The organism is Streptomyces sp. yr375 (assembly GCF_900110755.1).
GTDB lineage: Bacteria > Actinomycetota > Actinomycetes > Streptomycetales > Streptomycetaceae > Streptomyces.
Window position 1 is genome coordinate 117,307 of the sequence record NZ_FOFF01000022.1, and the last position, 18,553, is coordinate 135,859.

Below are 18,553 nucleotides of genomic sequence, written 5' to 3' on the forward strand. Positions count from 1 at the left end.
CACGTCTGCGGCTTGCCGGGCCATTGTGCCAGCCCGGACTGTGCCCGGTCAGACGCCGATCCCTTCCCCCGACCCGCGGGTGGCCGGAATCGCACACTCCGCGGGGTCTCCGGCGAGCTGTCCGGCGGCCAGGGCGCGGGCGCGGCGGCGGGCCAGGGGCGCGGCCAGCAGGCTCAGCGCGATGAACGCGGCGATGGTCAGCAGCACGATCGTCGCGCCGGGCGGGACGTCCTGGTAGTACGAGGTGACCGTGCCGCCGATGGTCACGGTCACGCCGATCGCCACCGCGATGGCGAAGGTGGCGGCGAAACTGCGGCTGAGCTGCTGGGCGGCGGCCACCGGGACCACCATGAGCGCGCTCACCAGCAGCAGGCCCACCACGCGCATCGCCACGGTCACGGTGACCGCCGCGGTGATCGCCGTCAGCAGGTTCAGGGCGCGCACCGGCAGGCCCGTGACCCGGGCGAACTCCTCGTCCTGGCTGACGGCGAAGAGCTGGCGGCGCAGGCCGAGGGTGACCACGACGACGAAGGCGGCGAGCAGGCAGATCGCCGTGACGTCCGATTCCGACACCGTGGACAGCGAGCCGAAGAGGTACGAGGTCAGGTTGGCGTTGGAGCCGCTGGGCGCGAGGTTGATGAACATCACGCCGCCGGCCATGCCGCCGTAGAAGAGCATGGCGAGGGCGATGTCGCCGCGGGTCTTGCCGTACCAGCGGATGAGTTCCATGACGACCGCGCCGAGGACGGAGACGACCGTGGCCATCCACACCGGCGACCAGGACAGCAGGAAGCCGAGGCCGACGCCGGTCATCGCGACGTGGCCGATGCCGTCGCCCATGAGGGCCTGGCGGCGCTGGACGAGGTAGATGCCGACGGCGGGGGCGGTGACGCCGACCAGGACCGCGGCGAGCAGCGCCCGCTGCATGAAGGCGTAGTTCAGGAGGTCCATCAGCTCAGCAGTCCCGTGCGGATCGGTTCGGCGCCCGCGGGTGCGTGCGGGTGCACGTGGTCGTGGCCGGGCAGCGCGTGCTGGCCGAGGGCCTGTGGGGGCGGCCCGTCGTGCATCACGCAGCCGTCGCGCAGGACGACGGCCCGGTCGATGAGGGGCTCCAGGGGGCCCAGTTCGTGCAGGACGAGCAGGACGGTCGTACCGGCCGCGACCTGCTCGCGCAGGGTCCGTGCCAGGACCTCCTGGCTGGCCAGGTCGACGCCCGCCATCGGCTCGTCCATGATCAGCAGCTCGGGTTCGCAGGCCAGCGCGCGGGCGATCAGCACCCGCTGGTGCTGGCCGCCGGAGAGGGCGTCGACGTTGTCCTTCGCGCGGTCCGCCATGCCGACGAGGTCCAGGGCGTGCCGTACGGCGTTCCGGTCGGCCTTGCGGAAGACGCCGAAGCGGGTGCGGGAGAGGCGGCCCGAGGAGACGATCTCCGTCACCGTGGCCGGGACCCCGCCGGCGGCCGTCGTGCGCTGCGGGACGTACCCGACCCGCGACCAGTCGCGGAAGTGGCGGCGCGGGGTGCCGAACAGCTCGATCTCGCCCTCGACCAGGGGCACTTGACCGATCACGCTGCGTACGGCGGTGGACTTGCCGGAGCCGTTGGCGCCGAGCAGGGCGACGACCTCACCGCGCCGCACGGTGAGGTCGATGCCCCGGAGGACGGGGCGTGCGCCCAGGTCGGCGCGGACCGCGCGCAGCGCGATGACGGGCTCGGCGTCGGGGTCGGGCTCGGCCATGTCGTCGTCCTCCATGCTGATCATCGAGCTGAACTGATCATCGAGCTGATCATTTACTTCCCAGGGCCGTCTGGAGGGCCTTGAGGTTGGCCCGCTGGACCGAGAAGTAGTCCGTGCCCTTGGACTTGGCGGTGATGCCCTCGATCGGGTCGAGGACGTCCGTCTTCAGGTGCGCGTCGGAGGCGATGGTCTTCGCGGTCTTGTCGCTGACGAGCGTCTCGTAGAACACGGTCGTGACGCCGTCGGCCTTGGCCATCTTCTCAAGGTCCTTCACGCGCGCCGCGCTGGGCTCCGACTCGGGGTCGAGGCCGTTGATGGCCTCCTCGGTCAGGCCGTAGCGCTCGGCGAGGTAGCCGAAGGCGGCGTGGGTGGTGACGAAGACCTTGGTCCTGGTGGTCGCGAGCCCGGTCTTGAACTCGGTGTTCAGGGCGTCGAGCTTGGCCACGAGGCTCGCGGTGTTCTTCGTGTAGTCGGCCGCGTGGGCCGGGTCGGCCTTCTCGAAGGCCTTGCCGACGCCCGCGGCGACCTGGGCGTAGCGCACCGGGTCGAGCCAGATGTGGGGGTCGAGGCCGGCCAGCTCCTCGTTCGCGTGGTCGTCGTGCTCGGCCGCGTGGCCGCCGACCTCGTTGCCGTGCTTCTCCAGCGTGGTGAGGGCGGCGGCGTCGATCTTGGTCTTGACCTCGGACTGGGTCACCGCGTCGTCGACGGAGGGCTGGAGGTTCTTGAGGTAGAGCACCGCGTCGGACTCCTGGAGCGCGGCGGTCTGCTTGGCGCTGATCTCCAGGTCGTGCGGCTCCTGGCCGGGCTCGGTCAGGCTGGTGACGTGCACATGGTCCCCGCCTATCTGCTCGGCGAGGAAGGCCATCGGGTAGAACGACGCGACGACGTCGAACTTGTCCGTGTTGGCCGCGGCCGCGCTGTCGGAGGAGCAGGCGGAGAGGGTGCCGAGGCCGAGGGCGGTGGCCGCGGCTATCGCGGTGCCGGATATGAGTCGTCGTACGTTCATGACACTCATTTTCAACAAATATGGAAACCGTTGTCAACAAGGCCTCGGGCAAGACTCTGGTATGGGCCTGGTAAACACCGAAGAGCAGCGATATGGCCGTCGCGGGCCGTGCCCGGTGTCCTTCCGGACGGGATCCGATTTGGTCGAGGGGGAGGCCCCGCCGGTACCCTGAAGGCTTCGCTGGAAGCACCTCGCTTCGTCGCCCGTCGTCGTTATGAAGAGAGCACCGTGGCCGCCGACAAGATCGACACCATCGTCAGCCTGAGCAAGCGCCGTGGCTTTGTATTCCCCTGCAGTGAGATCTACGGCGGACAGCGTGCCGCCTGGGACTACGGACCGCTGGGTGTCGAGCTGAAGGAGAACCTGAAGCGCCAGTGGTGGCGCTACATGGTGACGTCGCGCGAGGACGTGGTGGGCATCGACTCGTCCGTCATCCTGGCCCCCGACGTCTGGGTGGCCTCCGGTCACGTCGCCACCTTCTCCGACCCGCTGACCGAGTGCACCTCCTGCCACAAGCGGTTCCGCGCGGACCACCTGGAAGAGGCGTACGAGGCCAAGCACAAGCGCCTGCCGGAGAACGGCCTGGCGGACGTGAACTGCCCCAACTGCGGCAACAAGGGCCAGTTCACCGAGCCCAAGCAGTTCTCGGGGCTGCTCTCCACCCACCTCGGCCCCACGCAGGACACCGGCTCCATCGCCTACCTGCGCCCCGAGACCGCCCAGGGCATCTTCACCAACTTCGCCCAGGTGCAGACCACTTCGCGCAAGAAGCCGCCGTTCGGCATCGCCCAGATGGGCAAGTCCTTCCGCAACGAGATCACGCCCGGCAACTTCATCTTCCGCACCCGCGAGTTCGAGCAGATGGAGATGGAGTTCTTCGTCAAGCCGGGCGAGGACGAGAAGTGGCAGGAGTACTGGATGGAGCAGCGCTGGAACTGGTACACCGGCCTCGGTCTCCGCGAGGAGAACATGCGCTGGTACGACCACCCGGCGGAGAAGCTCTCCCACTACTCCAAGCGCACCGCCGACATCGAGTACCGCTTCCAGTTCGGCGGCAACGAGTGGGGTGAGCTGGAGGGCGTCGCCAACCGCACGGACTACGACCTCACCGCGCACTCCAAGGCCTCCGGCCAGGACCTCTTCTTCTTCGACCAGGACGCCCAGGAGCGCTGGACGCCGTACGTCATCGAGCCGGCCGCCGGTGTCGGCCGCGCGATGCTCGCGTTCCTCCTCGACGCCTACATCGAGGACGAGGCCCCGAACGCCAAGGGCAAGATGGAGAAGCGCACGGTGCTGCGCCTCGACCACCGTCTCGCCCCGGTGAAGGTCGCGGTCCTGCCGCTGTCCCGCAACGCGGAGCTGTCCCCGAAGGCCAAGGGCCTCGCCTCCGCCCTCCGGCAGAACTGGAACATCGAGTTCGACGACGCGGGCGCGATCGGCCGCCGCTACCGCCGCCAGGACGAGATCGGCACGCCGTACTGCGTGACGGTCGACTTCGACACCCTGGACGACAACGCGGTGACGGTGCGCGAGCGCGACTCGATGAAGCAGGAGCGGGTGTCTCTCGACCAGATCGAGGGCTACCTCGCGGCGCGCCTCGTCGGCGCGTAGCACCTGGCCGGTGAGCTGGCCGGCACACGGAAGCTGAAGCTGACGGGGGACCCCGGGTCGGGGTCCCCCGTCAGCTTTTTGCGTGCCGCCGTCCCAGCCTGGGCGGCCTCGCCCTTCACCTTGCCCTGACCCCGAACCGTCGGGACGACGGCCGGACGTCAGTTCAGGTGGTCCTGGTGGTCCTGGTGCTGGTGGCGGCGCAGCAGCACGTTGGCGTCGGTCTCCGCGCTGTAGTCGTGCTCGGCCCGCGCGGCGGCGCGCTGCGTCACGAGGTCCTCGCACTCGGCGCAGTCCGGCATCGGCACGGGCGGACGGGGACCGACGGCGACGAGGAACGGCCCGTCGGTGCGCGGGCGTTGGTTCGCGGCGCGCACACCGGCGCTCATCCGCTCCGCGGGGGTGGCAAGGCGTACGGCGGTGGGGTCGGCCTGCCATTCCCGGCCACCGCCGACCGGCCGCAGCAACGCGTAGGGGCCGGACCGGTCCTGGTACTCACCGACCTTGTTGGTCGCGGGGTCGTAGAGAAGGGCGCCGGATTCGTGCTGCATGGAGTTTGCTCCTTTCACCCAACTTACATACGAAATGTGATAGTTGGGCTACTCTGGGTGGTGGGGTCGACGTAAGAATGACCCCGGCGCGGGTGCGACATGCCGTGGACGGGCGCTAGGTGTTCGTCCAGGGGCGCAAAATCCACAAACGCGAAGAGGAGTGAGATGCCGGCGAGGCGTGCGGTCACGGGACGGAGTCAGGACCCTCGGCGACGGTTCGCGGAGGAACTGCGCGCGCTCCGGGCCGCGAAGGGGGACAGCCTGCGGCAGTTGGAGGAGACGCTGGGGTGGACCGCGTCGACGTTCGGGAAGATGGAGACGGGGCAGAGCCTGGGGAGCCCGGAGGTCGTGGAGGCGCTGGATCACCATTACGGGACGCGACCGTTGCTGATCACGTTATGGGAGCTTGCGATCGCGGACTTGTCGCAGTTCAAGGAGCAGTATCGGCGGTACATGGGGCTGGAGGCGGAGGCGCTGGCTCTGTGGCACTACGGGGGCGGTACCGTTCACGGTCTGCTTCAGACTCCTGGGTACGCACGCGAGTTGCTTGCGGCGGGCGGCATCAAGGACGAGGAGCTGAACCAGCAGGTCGAGGCACGTGCAGGCCGGGCGAAGCTGCTGGAGGGGGACGATGCGCCCCCCTTCCGGGCCATCTTCTCCGAGGCGGTACTACGCAACGCGATGCGCGACAAGGTGGAGTGGCGCAAGCAGTTGATGTACCTGACGGAGGCGTTGACCCGCCCGAACATCAGCGTTTACGTGCTGCCTTTCGGGCTTGGGCTGCACGGCCTGATGGACACTGCCGTGACTTTCCTGCGTCTGTTGGACGGCCGAATGGTGGCCTGGGCGGAGAATGATGTGCGAGGCGAACTGCTTGAGGAAACCAGCAAAGTTGAGCGTCTGCACCGCACATATGATGACGTACGTGACTTGGCGCTGAGCCCTGCCGAGTCGCGTACGTTTATCTTGCGTATGTTGGAGGATCTGCCGTGCGAGCCATCGACCTGAGCAGCGTGACGTGGCGCAAGAGCTCCTACAGCAACACCGACGGCGGTAACTGCGTCGAAGTTTCTGACGACCTCCTCCGTACCGTCGCCTGGCGCAAGAGCAGCTACAGCAACTCGGACGGCGGCGCATGCCTCGAAGTGTCCGACGACTTCCTCTGCACCGCCGCCTGGCGTAAGAGCACTCACAGCAACTCGGACGGCGGTCAGTGCCTCGAATTCGCCGACAACCTCCCCTCCCTCGTCCCCGTTCGGGACAGCAAGGCCCCCGCCCGGGGCGCACTGCTCTTCCGGGCGGAGGCCTGGGGTGCCTTCGTCGGTGCCTACAGGTCGACGTCCGCGTAGAGTGCCGCGTGGTCGGACGCCGCGTTCAGCTTCGATGTCACCGTGTCGAAGGCCTTGATGCCGTCCGCGAAGATGCCGCGGGTCTCCAGGCCGACATGCTGCACTTCCTGCCACAGCTCCGGTGCGAGCAGCAGGTAGTCGATCTTGTCCCGCTCGGACTTGCACTCTCCGAACGTGCCGGGGAGGCCGCGGTAGGACCGGTGACTCATCACGTCCCGCAGCCCGGTGCCCTCTAGGGTCCTGACGGAGTCGCTGTCCGGGTTGTCGTTGAGGTCCCCGGCGACGATGACGTGCGGGGTGCGCTCCAGCGCGGCCCGGTAGATCTCCGCGACCCGCTTGGCCTGGGCCAGCCGCAGTTCCGGGTCGTCGTGGAACTTGCTCTTGAGGTGGTTGCCGAGGATCACCAGGGGCGTGCCGTTGAGCTGGATCTCGAACTCGGGGCAGTCCCGGCTGAAGAGGCGCTGGTCGGGACGGTCCGGGTTGGTGTCGAACAGGTGGCACCGCACGGACGTGATCGGGTGCCGGCTGAAGATCCCGATGTCGATGCCCCGGCTGTCGTTGCCGTCGACCAGCAGGTTGTAGGGGTACGGCCGCCTGCCGAGCGCCCCCTCCAGGACCTGCGTGTTGAAGCGTTCCAGGGTGAGCCGGTCCTCGACCTCGACGGTGAGCAGGATGTCGGCGTCGACCTCCGAGACCACCCGGCCGGTGTTGCGCACCACGTCCAGGTCGAGATCGTCCTGCCCCAGTTCGACCCAACCCGCCCACGCCCCACGGCCCTTGGCGGTGACCTCGACGGTGGTCCGGCGTCCCGACCCGGAGATCTTGAGCAGCCCGGCGTCCTTACCCGGGCGGGACTGGTTGACGAAGATCAGCGGCGGCGGGTTCTTCGGGTCGGAGTCGTACGCCCGGTGCTTCATGATGAGCCGGACGATCTCCGCCTTGTCCTGGTCCGAGTACACCGGCAGATCCAGGAGAGCGGCGAGCGCGGCGAAGTCGTCGAGGACGTCCTTGCGCGCCACCGGGTCCGCGAGGCGGAAGGCGGTGGGCCGACGGAACAGGTTCTCCATGTTGAAGCTGGCGATCCGGATGGTCATGACGTACCTCCTCATCGGTACCTCACATTCTCCGAGCGCACACGAACGCTGTCCTGCGGACAGGTGACGACTAACAGGTGACGGATGACAGGTGACAGCTAACAGGTAACGGCTGACAGGTGACGAATGACAGATGTTGAAATCTGTCATCTGTCATGCCATGCTGATGGGCATGACGACGATGCACACGCGCACTCTCGGAACCACCGGCCCCCAGGTCTCCGCCCTCGCCCTCGGCTGCATGGGCATGTCCCCGAAGCTGTACGGCGACGCGGACCGGGCCGAGTCGATCGCGACGATCCACGCCGCCCTGGAGGCGGGCGTGACGTTGCTGGACACCGGCGACTTCTACACCATGGGTCACAACGAGATGCTGATCGGCGAAGCCCTCCGCACCGCGCCCGCGGCCCGCCGCGAGCAGGCGCAGGTCAGCGTGAAGTTCGGCGCGCTGCGCGACGCGGACGGCGGCTGGAACGGCATGGACGGCCGCCCGGAAGCCGTCAAGAACTTCGCCGCGTACTCCCTCCAGCGCCTCGGCGTCGACCACATCGACGTCTACCGCATCGCCCGGCTCGACCCGGCCGTACCGATCGAGGAGACGGTCGGCGCGATCGCCGAACTCGTCGGGCAGGGGTACGTCCGGCACATCGGCCTCAGCGAGGTCGGTGCCGAGACGATCCGCCGGGCCGCCGCCACCGCGTCGATCGCGGACGTCCAGTTCGAGTACGCGCTGATCTCGCGGGACATCGAGCGGGAGGTCCTGCCGACCACCCGCGAGCTGGGCATCGCCATCACCGCGTACGGCGTCCTCTCCCGGGGTCTGATCTCCGGCCACTTCACCGCAGGCCGGCAGCTCGCGCCGAACGACTGGCGGGCCATGACCCCGCGATTCCAGGGCGACAACCTCCAGCACAACCTGAACCTGGTGGACGCCCTGCGGAAGATCGCCGAGCAGAAGGGCGTCACCGTCGCGCAGATCGCGATCGCCTGGGTGCTGAGCCGGGGCACCGACATCGTGCCCCTCATCGGCGCGCGGACCCGCGTACAGCTCGCGGAGTCGCTCGGCGCGCTGGAGGTCACGCTCGACGCGGCCGACCTCGCCGCGATCGAGGAGGCGGTCCCGGCCGACGCCGCCGCGGGCGACCGCTACCCGGCGTCCCAGATGGCACACCTCGAGGCGTGATCCGGGTGTTCCCCGTGCCAGGTACCGTCTGAGCATGGCATCAACCACCGAGACCCTGACCGCCGAGCGCATCCTCGCGGCCACCGAGGAGGTGCTGCGCCGCCACGGGCCCGCCAAGGCCACCGTGGTCGACGTGGCCCGCGCGCTCGGCGTCAGCCACGGCAGCGTCTACCGCCACTTCCGTACCAAGGCGGCGCTACGCGAGGCGGTCACGAAACGGTGGCTGGACCGCACGTCGCAGATCCTGGCCGACATCACCGCCGACGAGACCCGCGCCCCGGAGACCCGGCTGCGCGACTGGCTCGCGGAACTCTTCGAGGCCAAGCGCCGCAAGGCGGGCGACGACCCCGAACTGTTCGCCACCTACATGGTCCTGGTCCCCGAGGTCGGCTCGACGGTCACCGACCACGTCGACGACCTGACCGGCCAACTGGCCCGGATCATCGAGGCGGGCGCGGCGGCCGGCGCCTTCGCGACCCCCGACCCCGCGACCAGCGCCCGAGCCGTCTTCCAGGCCACCGGCCGCTTCCACGACCCCGCCTACGTCCAGGAATGGGAACAGCCGGGCGCACAGGACGACTTCCGGGCCCTGGTGGACCTGCTCCTGCAAGGACTCCGGGCCCACCCGCCTCGGTCCTGAGGCTGTCGCCGACACAGGGCCGCTGGGTTCGACGGCGCGTCTACTCGCCCTCGGACAGTGCCGACCGCGCCAACAGCGACTGGAACCGGTACTCCGTGGGTGAGATCCCGTACGCGGCGCGGAAGGCGGTGAGGAAACCCGTCAGCAGGGCGCCCGTTCCCTCCCGCCCCGGCAGCCGCCTGCCCAGTAGCTCCCGGACCCGGGCCGGCGGCATGGGCAGCAGGGTCTTGGGGAACTCCATGCCCACACCGGTGATGAAGGGGAGCTCCCGGTCGGCCGACGGCCGCATGCCGTAGGGCTGTACGACGTACGGGCGTGAGCTGTCGGACAGCCACAGGTCGTGCGGGCCGTATGTGTCGACCCGTCCGACAGGGGCGAAGCCCAGCCCTGCGCCGAGGACCAGCGACAGGTGGTACTCCTCGGGGTCGGACTGGCGCACCATCCGCGCGTTCCGCCGGTACCGCGTCGGCGGCACCCGGACGGGCCACACCCGCACCGGCCCCGGTTCGAGCAACCGCTGCTCCGCCCAGAAGTCGGCGGCGTGGTCACTGCTCATGTCGCTGGGCGCGATCGTCCGGTCCATCAGTTGTCGCCAGTACTCGAACCTTGTCCTCCACCGGTACGTCCTCGGTCCGGAACGCCGTCCCGATCATCCCGCCCCGCCCCGCCCCGCCTCGCCCTTCGCCCAGGTCCTCGGCGGGAGCTCCTGCCCGGTCCCGCGCCTGGGGAGAGTACGTCAACGCTCAGGTTCCTGTTCCGGGACTCGGGCGTCATCGTGACTCGCGGCCCTCCGACGGGTTCACCGTCGCCTGGTGGGCCTCGGTGAGATGCTCCTCCGCCTTCAGCCAGGGCAGGAACTGCGCCCCCTTGCGCCAGCCGCACGTGTCACACCTGATCGTGCGCTGTACTCCGGCGCGCCGAACCCGGACGACGTGCTCCCGCCCGTGCTGGTCCCAGCGGCTCACCTTGCTCGTGCTGATCTCCGACATCCAAGGAGTGTGCGGCACGCCCGGCGCCAACAGGGGTTTCGGCCCGACGAGTTGTCCGGGCCGTCGCCTCAACTCGGCCCGTTTCAGTGGACCTTGCGGGGCAGTCGCAGGCTCAGCAGTGCCGTCACGGCCACCCCGGCCAACTGCACGGACATCGTGGTCACCAGGGCGTCCCGCATGCCCAACCCCGGTACCAGGGACAGGAACAGGGTGCCGAGAGTCGCCACGCCCAGGGCCAGCGAGGCCTGTTGGGTGGTCACCATCACCCCGCTGCCGACGCCCGCCCGGGCCGGCGGCACCTCGGACATCACGATCCGCATGACGACCGGGAGTTGGAGTGCCTGCCCCGCACCGGCGAGCGCCGCGCCCGGCAGCAGTTGGACGAAGCCCACGTCGGGCCAGTCGGCATACACCGTCAGCGCGATGACGAGGATGCCGATGCCCTGGACCACCGACCCCGCCGTCACCACCCGCGCCCCGAACCGGGCCACCAGACGCGGCCCGGCGAGCGAGGCGACGAAGAAGGACAGCGCCATGGGGGCCAGCGCCAGACCGGCCTGCACCGGGCCCAGCCGCGCCCCGCTCTGCAGCGCCACCGCCACCACGAACATGAACCCGCTGAAGCCGATCGAGAACGGCACCATGAGCGTCAGCCCGCGCCGCAACGTCGTCAGCGAGAGCAGGCTCGGCGGGATCAGCGGGGTGCGGCCGTCGCGGTCGGCGCGCCGCTCGACGACGTAGAAGGCCGCCGCGACCAGCGGAAACGCCGCCAGCGACAGCCACGTCCACAGCGGCCAGCCCGCCGCGCGGCCCTCGGTGAGCGGGGCGAGCAGCGTCAGCAGCGCGGCGGCGAGCAGGGCCGTGCCGGGGCCGTCCACCGGCTCCGGGTGCTGGGAGCGGGTCTCGGGGACCGCGCGCACGGCGAGGACCAGTCCCACGACGACGACCGGGACGTTCACCAGGAACACCGAGCGCCAGCCGGTGCCCGCGATGTCCGCCGCGACCAGCACCCCGCCCAGGATCTGGCCCGCCACCATCGACAGCCCGGCGGTGGCCCCGTACAGGCTCATCGCCTTGGCGCGGCGCGTGCCCTGCGTGGACGACTGGATGGTGGCGAGCACCTGCGGCACCATGGCTGCGGCCGACGCGCCCTGCGCGACCCGCGCCGCGACCAGCGTCCACGCGTCGGGCGCGAGTCCGCAGGCCAGCGAGGTCAGACCGAAGGCGGCCATGCCGACGAGGAACAGCCGACGCCGCCCGAACAGGTCCCCGAGCCGCCCGCCGAGGACGAGCAGCACGGCGTACGCGACCCCGTACCCGGCGACGACGAGTTCGAGGACGGAGTCGCTCGCGGCGAGATCCCGGCCCATGCTGGGCAGCGCCACGTTGACGATGAAGAAGTCGATGAGAGGCAGCGCCGCACCGAGCAGCACGGTGAACAGCCCCAGGGAACTGAGGGAGTTGGGGGAACCGGGGGAATCGGGGGAGTGGGCGTCCGGTGGGAGGCCGGTCGCGGCGGTCGTCGTGGTCTCGGTCGTGGTCTCGGTCGTGGCCGTGCTCGTGGTCGTGTTCTTCTGTGTCACGCCGTCGATCGTGCGCCGCCCGTCAGACGGGTACCAGATTGTCCTTGTCCTGGTATAAGGAGTACCTGGCAACAGGGTCCGGACGGCGGCACGCTGGAGGCATGACGACGATGGCCCAGGAGACGCCGAGCACGACAGCGGGCAGGGCGGCGAGCGGCTCGGAGATCCGACGCCATGAACTGGCCGCCTTCCTGCGCAGCCGCCGCGAGCGCATCACACCCGAACAGGTCGGCCTCCCGCGAGGAACGCGCCGTCGCACGCCCGGCCTGCGCCGCGAGGAGGTCGCGCATCTCTCGGCGGTCGGCGTCACCTGGTACACCTGGCTCGAACAGTCCAGGGACATCCACGTCTCGGTCCAGGTCCTGGACGCCCTCGCCCGCACCCTGGAACTCGACCCGAGCGAACGGGCCCACCTCTTCCAGCTCGCGGACGCCACCGACCCCACCCCGGCCGCCTCCTGCACCGGCATCTCCGACGCCGTACACGGACTGCTCCACCAACTGGACCCGCTGCCCGCCTGCGTCCAGAACAGCCGCCACGACATCCTGGCCTACAACCGCACCTACGCCCACCTGCTCGGCGACCTGGACGCCGTGCCGCCCGAGGACCGCAACAGCGTGCTCCTCATCCACATCGACCCGCAGTGGAGCGAGTCGATCGTCCAGCTCGAGGAGTCCCGGCGGGTGCTGACCGCCAAACTCCGCGCCTCGATGGCCGGCCACCTCTCCGAGCCGGCCTGGAAGATGCTGGTCAAGCGCCTCCAGACGGAGTCCCCGGAGTTCCGCGAGAACTGGGAGCGCTACGAGGTCGTGGCGACCCGCAGCAAGACCAAGCAGTTCCGCAACCCCGAGGTCGGCCTCCTCACCGTCACCCAGACCGACATGTGGCTGAGCCCGGAGAACGGCGCCCGCATGATCACGTACGTCCCGGTGGACGCGGAGACCCGCGCACGGCTGGAGAACCTGTACGCGCTGCACGGCGACGCCGAGGGCCATAGCGAGGGCTAGGGCCAGGGCCAGGGAAGCGTCGTCACGCGTTGACGCTCGGCGTCGCCGCCGCGTCCTGGATCTCCGGTGCCTCCAGTTGCCGCGCCGTGCGTTCCGCCGTACGCCGGGCCCAGGCGCCGGTGGTGACGGCCCCCAGGACCAGGACCGACAGGCCGCAGCCGGTGAGGATCCACCAGCCGGGGACGGCGGCGGAGACGAACGTGTCACGGTAGGACGAGGTGCTCACGCCCGCCGCCAGGACCGCGCCGACGACCGCGACGCCCAGCGTCTGGCCGAGCTGGCGGCTGGTGGAGGCGACCGCCGCCGCGACGCCCGCCTGGCTGCGCGGCATGCCCGATACCGCCGTGTTGGTGATCGGCGCGTTCACGAAACCGAAGCCCACGCCGAACAGCGCGTACCCGAGGAACAGGGTCGTGTCGGACGTCTCCGCGTCGAAGGCCGCGAACAGCACACCGCTCGCCGTCATCGCCACGCCCGCGATGAGCAGCGGCAGCCGTGGGCCCCGGGTGCCGACCAGCCGGCCGGACAACGGGGCGCACAGGAACATCGGGACGGCCATCGGCAGCATCCACAGGCCCGCGTCCAGGGCGTCCAGACCCCGTACGTTCTGTAGGTACAGGGTCGACAGGAACAGGAACCCGCCGAGCGCCGCGAACGCGCTGATCGCCACCACCGTCGCCCCGCTGAACGGAGCCGAGCGGAAGAAGCGCAGGTCGATGAGGGGCTCGTCGCGCCGGGGCTCGTACCAGAGCAGGCCGAGCAGCGCGGTCAGCGCGACGGCGGCGAAAGGGCCGCTGGTCGCCGCGCCCGCCTCCGGCGCCTGGATGATCGCGTACGTCAGGGAGCCGAACAGGGTGATGATCAGGAGCTGGCCGACCGGGTCGGGGCGGCGGGCCTTCGGCGCGCGGGACTCGGGGACGTAGCGCAGGGTCGCCAGGAGGGCCACCAGGCCGACCGGGAGATTGAGCCAGAAGATCGAGCGCCAGCCCACCGACTCCACCAGCAGTCCGCCCAGCAGCGGGCCGGCGGCCATCGAGATGCCGACGACCGCGCCCCACACCCCGATCGCGCGGGCGCGCTCGCGCGGGGCGGTGAAGGTGTTCGTGATGATCGACATGGCGACCGGGTTCAGCATCGAACCGCCGACCGCCTGCACCATGCGCGCCGCGATCAGCAGCTCCAGACTCGGCGCGAGGGAGCACAGCAGCGAGCCCAGCGAGAACACGACCAGGCCGGCCATGAAGACCTTCTTGCGGCCGATCCGGTCGGCGGTCGAGCCCGCGAGCATCAGCAGCGCGGCCAGGACCAGGGTGTACGCGTCGATCGTCCACTGGAGGCCGGCGGTGGTGGCGTGCAGGTCGCGCTGCATCGCGGGCAGCGCCACGTTCAGCACGGTGACGTCCAGGCTCACGATCAGCAGGCTCATGCAGCAGATCGCGAGAACGAGGAGCCGTCGACGGGGGCTGAGCTCGGGCATGCGTGAATAGTACGCCTAACTAATGAATTTCGCCGCAGTCGGTCCGGTACGCGAGAATGGGGCCATGCCCACGACGCCCCTGTCCCCCTCCTCTCCCTTGTCTCCCTTGTCTCCCTTGCGGATCGGCCCGCACGCCGTCCAGCCGCCCGTTGTCCTGGCCCCGATGGCCGGGATCACCAACGCGCCGTTCCGCACGCTGTGCAGGGAGTTCAGTGGCGGCAAGGGCTTGTTCGTGAGCGAGATGATCACGACCCGGGCGCTGGTCGAGCGCAACGAGAAGACCATGCAGCTCATCCACTTCGACGCGACCGAGAAGCCGCGCTCGATCCAGTTGTACGGCGTCGACCCGGCCACCGTCGGCAAGGCCGTCCGCATGATCGCGGAAGAGGGCCTCGCCGACCACATCGACCTGAACTTCGGCTGCCCCGTCCCGAAGGTGACGAGGAAGGGCGGCGGCTCGGCCCTCCCCTACAAGCGGCACCTGCTGCGCGCGATCCTCCGCGAGGCGGTGAGCGGCGCCGGCGACCTCCCGGTGACGATGAAGATGCGCAAGGGCATCGACGACGACCACATCACCTACCTCGACGCCGGCCGCATCGCCGTCGAGGAGGGCGTCACGGCCATCGCCCTGCACGGCCGCACCGCCGCCCAGCACTACGGCGGCACGGCCGACTGGGAGGCCATCGCCCGCCTCAAGGAGCACGTCCCGGAGATCCCCGTCCTCGGCAACGGCGACATCTGGTCGGCGCGCGACGCGCTGCGGATGGTCCGCGAGACCGGCTGCGACGGCGTGGTCGTGGGGCGCGGCTGCCTCGGCCGCCCATGGCTGTTCGCGGACCTGGTCGCCGCCTTCGAAGGCCGTACGGACGACATCGCCCGCCCGTCCCTCGGCGAGGTCGCCGACATCATGGTCCGCCACGCCACCCTCCTCGGCGAGTGGATCGGCGACGAGGCACGCGGGGTCATCGACTTCCGCAAACACGTCGCCTGGTACCTGAAGGGCTTCGCGGTAGGCAGCGAAATGCGCAAACGCCTCGCGATCACGTCCTCCCTGGAGCAACTCCGCACCGGCCTGGACGAGTTGGACCTCACCCAGCCCTGGCCCACCGGCGCCGACGGCCCCCGCGGCCGCACATCCGGCAACAACCGCGTAGTCCTCCCGGACGGCTGGCTGAAGGACCCGTACGACTGCGCAGGCGTGAGCGAGGACGCGGAACTGGACACGTCCGGCGGCTGACGGCGCCCAGAAGTGTCCAGCTCAGCGGTTGCTCAGCCGTTGCTCGGGTGCGGGGTCGAGCCGTAGGCCGTCAGGAACTTGTCGCGGAAGGAGTCCATCTTCCACACCGGGGCGTTGTGGGCCGGCTTGAGGCCGTCCGTCCAGTTCCAGGCGGCGATCTTGTCGAGGACCTTCGGGTCCTTGGCGACGACCGAGATCGGCACGTCCCGGCTGGCGTTGTTGCCGCTGACCCGAGCTATCGGCTGGTGGTCGCCGAGGAAGACGAGGACGGTGTCGTCGCTGCCGTACCGCTCCAGCCACTGGGTGAGGGCGGTCACCGAGTACTGGATCGACTTGCCGTACTCCTCCTTGGACTTGGCGCTGTCCGCTATGACGTCGGACGCCTTCTTGCCGGCCTTCTGGATGCCGTCGAAGATCGAACCGTTGCCGAGCTGGTCCCAGCCGACCATCTTCGGGATCGGCGCCCAGGGCTGGTGGCTGGAGGTCAGGATGATCTCCGACATCAGCGGCTTGTCGCGGCCCGCGCGGCCGTGCTCCAGCCGCTGGAACGCCTCCAGCGCGTACTGGTCCGGCATCGTGGACCAACTGAACTTCGGTCCCTGGTACCCCATCTGGAACGCGTTGTAGACCTTGTCCAGGCCGTAGAACTTGGCCTCCGGCCAGCCCTTCTGCACGCCCGGCATGACACCGATCGTGTCCCAGGCGCCGGTCTTCTTGAACGCCTTGGTCAGGGACAGGTGGTCACTGGCCATCACCGTGCGGTAGCGCTGCTGGTTGTCGACCCACAGCCCGGACAAGGTGGTGGAGTGACCGAGCCAACTGCTGCCGCCGTACGTCGCCGACGTCAGCCAGCCGCTCTTCGCGTGGAAGCCGGCCTTCGCCAGCGCCTGCGTGCTCACGTCGAGGGTCTTGTCGACGCCCGGCGCCATCACCGGGTCCTCGATGGCACTGCGGCCGTAGCTCTCGATGAACGTGAAGATCATGTCCTTGCCGCGCAGATCCGGCACGAGCTGATCGGCGGGCGTGGCCCCGAACGTGTCACTCCGCGCCACCTTCCCGAACGCGGCCTCGTCCTTGAGGGTGTCGCGGACCCGCCTCGCCTCCGAGGTGAGCGTGTGCGCGACCTGGTCGGAGGCGAGGGGCGCCCCGGCGTACTGCAGGCCCAGCACCGAGCAGGTGATCCAGGCGGTGCCCGCGATCAGCGTGCCCCGGGTCGCCTGCCGGGTGTCCCGCGCCAGCAGCCCGCTGAGCCGGACCGTCGCCAGCGCCATGAGCACCATGACCCCGACGACGAGCAGGACGAGGCCGATCGCCGCGGCGATCGCGACCGTGCCGCCCATCGAGTCCGCCACGTACGACTGCGCGTCGTCCAGCAGACCCCAGTCCAGGACGAGGTTGAAGTCCCGGCCCAGGTACTCCACGAACCCCATGTCGAGCAGGTTCAGCACGGTCAGCGCCCCGAGCGCGGCACCGGCCACCGCCGCCAGCGCCACCCGCGGCCGGCGCGGCAGCGCCAGCAGCACGGCCGCACCGATGATCGCCTCCCCCGGCAGCCGCAGGAACCGACTCACATGCACCGAGAACAGCCGGTTGGGCAACACCAACGCCCCCAGCACCAACACCACACACAACACAGTCACCCCCCAAGACACCACCTGAGCCCCCCGAGGATGCCGCCCCCGCCAGGCCCGCCAGTAGGCAACCCGAGCCATGATCCCGGGGGGGTGCACGCGGTCGCCCTCACGGTCGGCGGCGTCGCGGTCGCCCTCGCCGTCTGCGGCGTCACGGTCGTCGCGATCGGCGTCGGTGTCGCGGTCGCCCTCGCCGTCGCGGTCAGTGGCTGGGGCCTCCGCCTCGGCGTCCGCCGCCTTCGGGGCCGTTGTTTCGGTGTCCTTTGACTCCGGGGCCGCCGCCTCCGGGGATGCTGTCTCGGTGGCCGCCGCCTTCGAGGCCGTCGTCTCGGTGACCTTTGGCTCCGAGGCTGTCGTCTCCGGGCCCGTTGTCTCGGTGGCTGCCGTCTTCGAGGCCGCTGTCTCCGTGTCCTCTGGCGGCGAGGCTGCCGCCTTCGGGGCCTTCGGCTCCAGGGCCGCCGTCTCGGTGTCCTCCGTCTCCGCGGTCTCCGCCTCCGAAGCCGTCGTCTCCGGTGCCTTCGCCTCCGGGGCCTCCGCTTCGGCGGCTTCCGGTTTCGAGGCCTCCGTCTCCGGTGTCTGCGCCTCCGGTTTCACCGTCTCCGGGGCTTCTGCCTCAGGGGCCGCCGCCTTGGGGGTCGTCCTCTCGGGAGTCACCGCCTGGGAGGCCGTCTCTTCCTCCGGTGCCCCTGTTTCTGGCGTCGCCGTACCCGTCACGGTGTCGTCCTCGGGGTCTTTCGGTTCAGGCAGGTGGGATGAGTGAGTGGAGACAGGCACCCGAGGGTCCTTCCGTACGAAGCCCGGCGGTTTGGCGGATCCGGTGTGGGGTGGATCCGCCACAGTTTCGTACGGCCTGCCCTCGGCCCGCGTTCAGGGGCCCCCGGCCAGGCCTCGGCAAACACCGTGCAAACGCCACGCCAAGCACCAAGCGAGCCCAAACCAAGCACAACGCCAGGCACCAGAGCCAAGCCCAACCCAAGCACCAACCCAGTCCGAAGCCAAGCCGAACCCGAGCCCCGAGCCAAGCACCGAGCGAGCATCAGGCAAGCCCCGACCCGGGCACCACGCCCCGCCCGAGCCAAGCCCCGAACCAGGCCGAGGCCGAACACCGAGCTGAAGTTCCCCCCGCGAACTGGACAGCGGGTGTTTACGCTGCCGGGGCGAGGTTCTGCCTGAGCAGGGATCTCGTTTCGAGCGGGGTGACGTACCCGTAGTCGGGGTGCCGACGGAGCCGGCTGCGGTTGTACTCGACCTCGATGTAGCGGAAAACGTCGGCCCGGGCCGCCTCGCGGGTCTCCCACACGGTCGTCCCGATCTCCGCTTTCAGAATGGCGAACCAGCTTTCCGCGGCGGCGTTATCGTAACAAGAGCCGACGCGTCCCATCGACTGCCTCATGCGCAACTTGCCTATTTCGGTGCGGAATTCGTCACTCGTGTATTCACTGCCGCGATCCGTGTGCATGAT

Annotated in this window: 18 protein-coding genes; 7 read left to right on the forward strand and 11 right to left on the reverse strand. The window is 69.8% G+C overall.

Annotated elements, in window-relative coordinates:
• Positions 1-48: 48 nt before the first annotated feature.
• The 3 genes from BMZ82_RS22270 to BMZ82_RS22280 are packed head-to-tail and all read right to left on the reverse strand — an operon-like array spanning position 49 to position 2,742.
• Positions 49-951: a metal ABC transporter permease gene (locus BMZ82_RS22270; RefSeq protein WP_093778462.1), complete on the reverse strand. Its 903-nt coding sequence runs from the start codon at positions 949-951 to the stop codon at positions 49-51.
• A complete protein-coding gene (locus BMZ82_RS22275) occupies positions 951-1,751 on the reverse strand; it encodes a metal ABC transporter ATP-binding protein (protein WP_256252045.1) in 801 nt (266 codons plus the stop codon). Before BMZ82_RS22275 ends, BMZ82_RS22270 begins: the two co-directional genes overlap by 1 nt.
• A gap of 34 nt (positions 1,752-1,785) precedes the next feature.
• Entirely contained in the window at positions 1,786-2,742 is a 957-nt protein-coding gene (locus BMZ82_RS22280) for a metal ABC transporter substrate-binding protein (RefSeq protein WP_093778464.1), read from the reverse strand.
• A gap of 228 nt (positions 2,743-2,970) precedes the next feature.
• Here BMZ82_RS22280 and BMZ82_RS22285 point away from each other — a divergent pair, with 228 nt between their 5' ends.
• The gene (locus BMZ82_RS22285) at positions 2,971-4,353 is read left to right on the forward strand and encodes a glycine--tRNA ligase (RefSeq protein ID WP_093778466.1); all 1,383 of its coding nucleotides are present in this window, start codon (positions 2,971-2,973) and stop codon (positions 4,351-4,353) included.
• A gap of 158 nt (positions 4,354-4,511) precedes the next feature.
• Here the strand turns inward: BMZ82_RS22285 and BMZ82_RS22290 are convergent, their stop codons facing one another.
• A complete protein-coding gene (locus BMZ82_RS22290; RefSeq protein WP_093778468.1) occupies positions 4,512-4,901 on the reverse strand; it encodes a hypothetical protein in 390 nt (129 codons plus the stop codon).
• 165 nt (positions 4,902-5,066) lie between these two features.
• On the opposite strand from BMZ82_RS22290, the gene BMZ82_RS22295 reads away from it, so the two are divergent.
• Complete coding sequence (locus BMZ82_RS22295) at positions 5,067-5,909, forward strand: helix-turn-helix domain-containing protein (protein ID WP_093778470.1); 843 nt, start codon at positions 5,067-5,069, stop codon at positions 5,907-5,909.
• Entirely contained in the window at positions 5,891-6,250 is a 360-nt protein-coding gene (locus BMZ82_RS22300) for a DUF397 domain-containing protein (RefSeq protein WP_093778472.1), read from the forward strand. Before BMZ82_RS22295 ends, BMZ82_RS22300 begins: the two co-directional genes overlap by 19 nt.
• Here BMZ82_RS22300 and BMZ82_RS22305 read toward each other — a convergent pair.
• Positions 6,229-7,344 carry an endonuclease/exonuclease/phosphatase family protein gene (locus tag BMZ82_RS22305; protein WP_093778474.1) on the reverse strand — a complete coding sequence of 372 codons (1,116 nt, stop codon included), beginning with the start codon at positions 7,342-7,344 and terminating at the stop codon, positions 6,229-6,231. The two genes, BMZ82_RS22300 and BMZ82_RS22305, sit on opposite strands and share 22 nt — an antisense overlap.
• 181 nt (positions 7,345-7,525) lie before the next feature.
• Here BMZ82_RS22305 and BMZ82_RS22310 point away from each other — a divergent pair, with 181 nt between their 5' ends.
• The gene (locus BMZ82_RS22310) at positions 7,526-8,527 is read left to right on the forward strand and encodes an aldo/keto reductase (protein WP_093778516.1); all 1,002 of its coding nucleotides are present in this window, start codon (positions 7,526-7,528) and stop codon (positions 8,525-8,527) included.
• 34 nt (positions 8,528-8,561) lie between these two features.
• The gene (locus BMZ82_RS22315; RefSeq protein ID WP_093778476.1) at positions 8,562-9,167 is read left to right on the forward strand and encodes a TetR/AcrR family transcriptional regulator; all 606 of its coding nucleotides are present in this window, start codon (positions 8,562-8,564) and stop codon (positions 9,165-9,167) included.
• Between the two features lie 40 nt (positions 9,168-9,207).
• Here BMZ82_RS22315 and BMZ82_RS22320 read toward each other — a convergent pair whose 3' ends face one another.
• From BMZ82_RS22320 to BMZ82_RS22330, 3 genes are all read right to left on the reverse strand, one after another.
• A complete protein-coding gene (locus BMZ82_RS22320; protein ID WP_371271278.1) occupies positions 9,208-9,750 on the reverse strand; it encodes an AraC-like ligand-binding domain-containing protein in 543 nt (180 codons plus the stop codon).
• A 187-nt stretch (positions 9,751-9,937) separates the two neighbouring features.
• A complete protein-coding gene (locus BMZ82_RS22325; RefSeq protein WP_093778478.1) occupies positions 9,938-10,156 on the reverse strand; it encodes a hypothetical protein in 219 nt (72 codons plus the stop codon).
• Positions 10,157-10,239: 83 nt separating this feature from the next.
• Positions 10,240-11,604 carry an MFS transporter gene (locus BMZ82_RS22330; RefSeq protein WP_256252047.1) on the reverse strand — a complete coding sequence of 455 codons (1,365 nt, stop codon included), beginning with the start codon at positions 11,602-11,604 and terminating at the stop codon, positions 10,240-10,242.
• A 236-nt stretch (positions 11,605-11,840) separates the two neighbouring features.
• On the opposite strand from BMZ82_RS22330, the gene BMZ82_RS22335 reads away from it, so the two are divergent.
• Positions 11,841-12,746, forward strand: coding sequence for a helix-turn-helix transcriptional regulator (locus tag BMZ82_RS22335; RefSeq protein WP_093778482.1), 906 nt, complete (start codon positions 11,841-11,843; stop codon positions 12,744-12,746).
• 22 nt (positions 12,747-12,768) lie between these two features.
• On the opposite strand, the gene BMZ82_RS22340 is transcribed toward BMZ82_RS22335, so the two are convergent.
• Positions 12,769-14,223, reverse strand: coding sequence for an MFS transporter (locus BMZ82_RS22340; protein WP_093778485.1), 1,455 nt, complete (start codon positions 14,221-14,223; stop codon positions 12,769-12,771).
• 64 nt (positions 14,224-14,287) lie between these two features.
• Here BMZ82_RS22340 and dusB point away from each other — a divergent pair, with 64 nt between their 5' ends.
• A complete protein-coding gene (gene dusB, locus BMZ82_RS22345) occupies positions 14,288-15,460 on the forward strand; it encodes a tRNA dihydrouridine synthase DusB (RefSeq protein WP_177244603.1) in 1,173 nt (390 codons plus the stop codon).
• A 32-nt stretch (positions 15,461-15,492) separates the two neighbouring features.
• Here the strand turns inward: dusB and BMZ82_RS22350 are convergent, their stop codons facing one another.
• Together BMZ82_RS22350 and BMZ82_RS22355 are read right to left on the reverse strand one after the other, a co-directional pair.
• Positions 15,493-17,172 carry an alkaline phosphatase family protein gene (locus tag BMZ82_RS22350; RefSeq protein ID WP_256252048.1) on the reverse strand — a complete coding sequence of 560 codons (1,680 nt, stop codon included), beginning with the start codon at positions 17,170-17,172 and terminating at the stop codon, positions 15,493-15,495.
• Between the two features lie 1,063 nt (positions 17,173-18,235).
• On the reverse strand, positions 18,236-18,553 hold a 318-nt coding region (locus BMZ82_RS22355; RefSeq protein WP_218159042.1), incomplete at its 5' end, for an integrase core domain-containing protein.

Bases quoted from the DNA above. Each gene is read 5' to 3' on its own strand.
- BMZ82_RS22295 (WP_093778470.1), top strand. From the start codon at position 5,067: ATGCCGGCGAGGCGTGCGGTCACGGGACGGAGTCAGGACCCTCGGCGA.
- BMZ82_RS22325 (WP_093778478.1), bottom strand. From the start codon at position 10,156: ATGTCGGAGATCAGCACGAGCAAGGTGAGCCGCTGGGACCAGCACGGG.
- dusB (WP_177244603.1), top strand. From the start codon at position 14,288: ATGCCCACGACGCCCCTGTCCCCCTCCTCTCCCTTGTCTCCCTTGTCT.
- BMZ82_RS22275 (WP_256252045.1), bottom strand. From the start codon at position 1,751: ATGGAGGACGACGACATGGCCGAGCCCGACCCCGACGCCGAGCCCGTC.
- BMZ82_RS22315 (WP_093778476.1), top strand. From the start codon at position 8,562: ATGGCATCAACCACCGAGACCCTGACCGCCGAGCGCATCCTCGCGGCC.
- BMZ82_RS22335 (WP_093778482.1), top strand. From the start codon at position 11,841: ATGACGACGATGGCCCAGGAGACGCCGAGCACGACAGCGGGCAGGGCG.
- BMZ82_RS22270 (WP_093778462.1), bottom strand. From the start codon at position 951: ATGGACCTCCTGAACTACGCCTTCATGCAGCGGGCGCTGCTCGCCGCG.
- BMZ82_RS22305 (WP_093778474.1), bottom strand. From the start codon at position 7,344: ATGACCATCCGGATCGCCAGCTTCAACATGGAGAACCTGTTCCGTCGG.
- BMZ82_RS22280 (WP_093778464.1), bottom strand. From the start codon at position 2,742: ATGAACGTACGACGACTCATATCCGGCACCGCGATAGCCGCGGCCACC.
- BMZ82_RS22350 (WP_256252048.1), bottom strand. From the start codon at position 17,172: ATGGCTCGGGTTGCCTACTGGCGGGCCTGGCGGGGGCGGCATCCTCGG.
- BMZ82_RS22310 (WP_093778516.1), top strand. From the start codon at position 7,526: ATGCACACGCGCACTCTCGGAACCACCGGCCCCCAGGTCTCCGCCCTC.
- BMZ82_RS22290 (WP_093778468.1), bottom strand. From the start codon at position 4,901: ATGCAGCACGAATCCGGCGCCCTTCTCTACGACCCCGCGACCAACAAG.
- BMZ82_RS22340 (WP_093778485.1), bottom strand. From the start codon at position 14,223: ATGCCCGAGCTCAGCCCCCGTCGACGGCTCCTCGTTCTCGCGATCTGC.
- BMZ82_RS22320 (WP_371271278.1), bottom strand. From the start codon at position 9,750: ATGGACCGGACGATCGCGCCCAGCGACATGAGCAGTGACCACGCCGCC.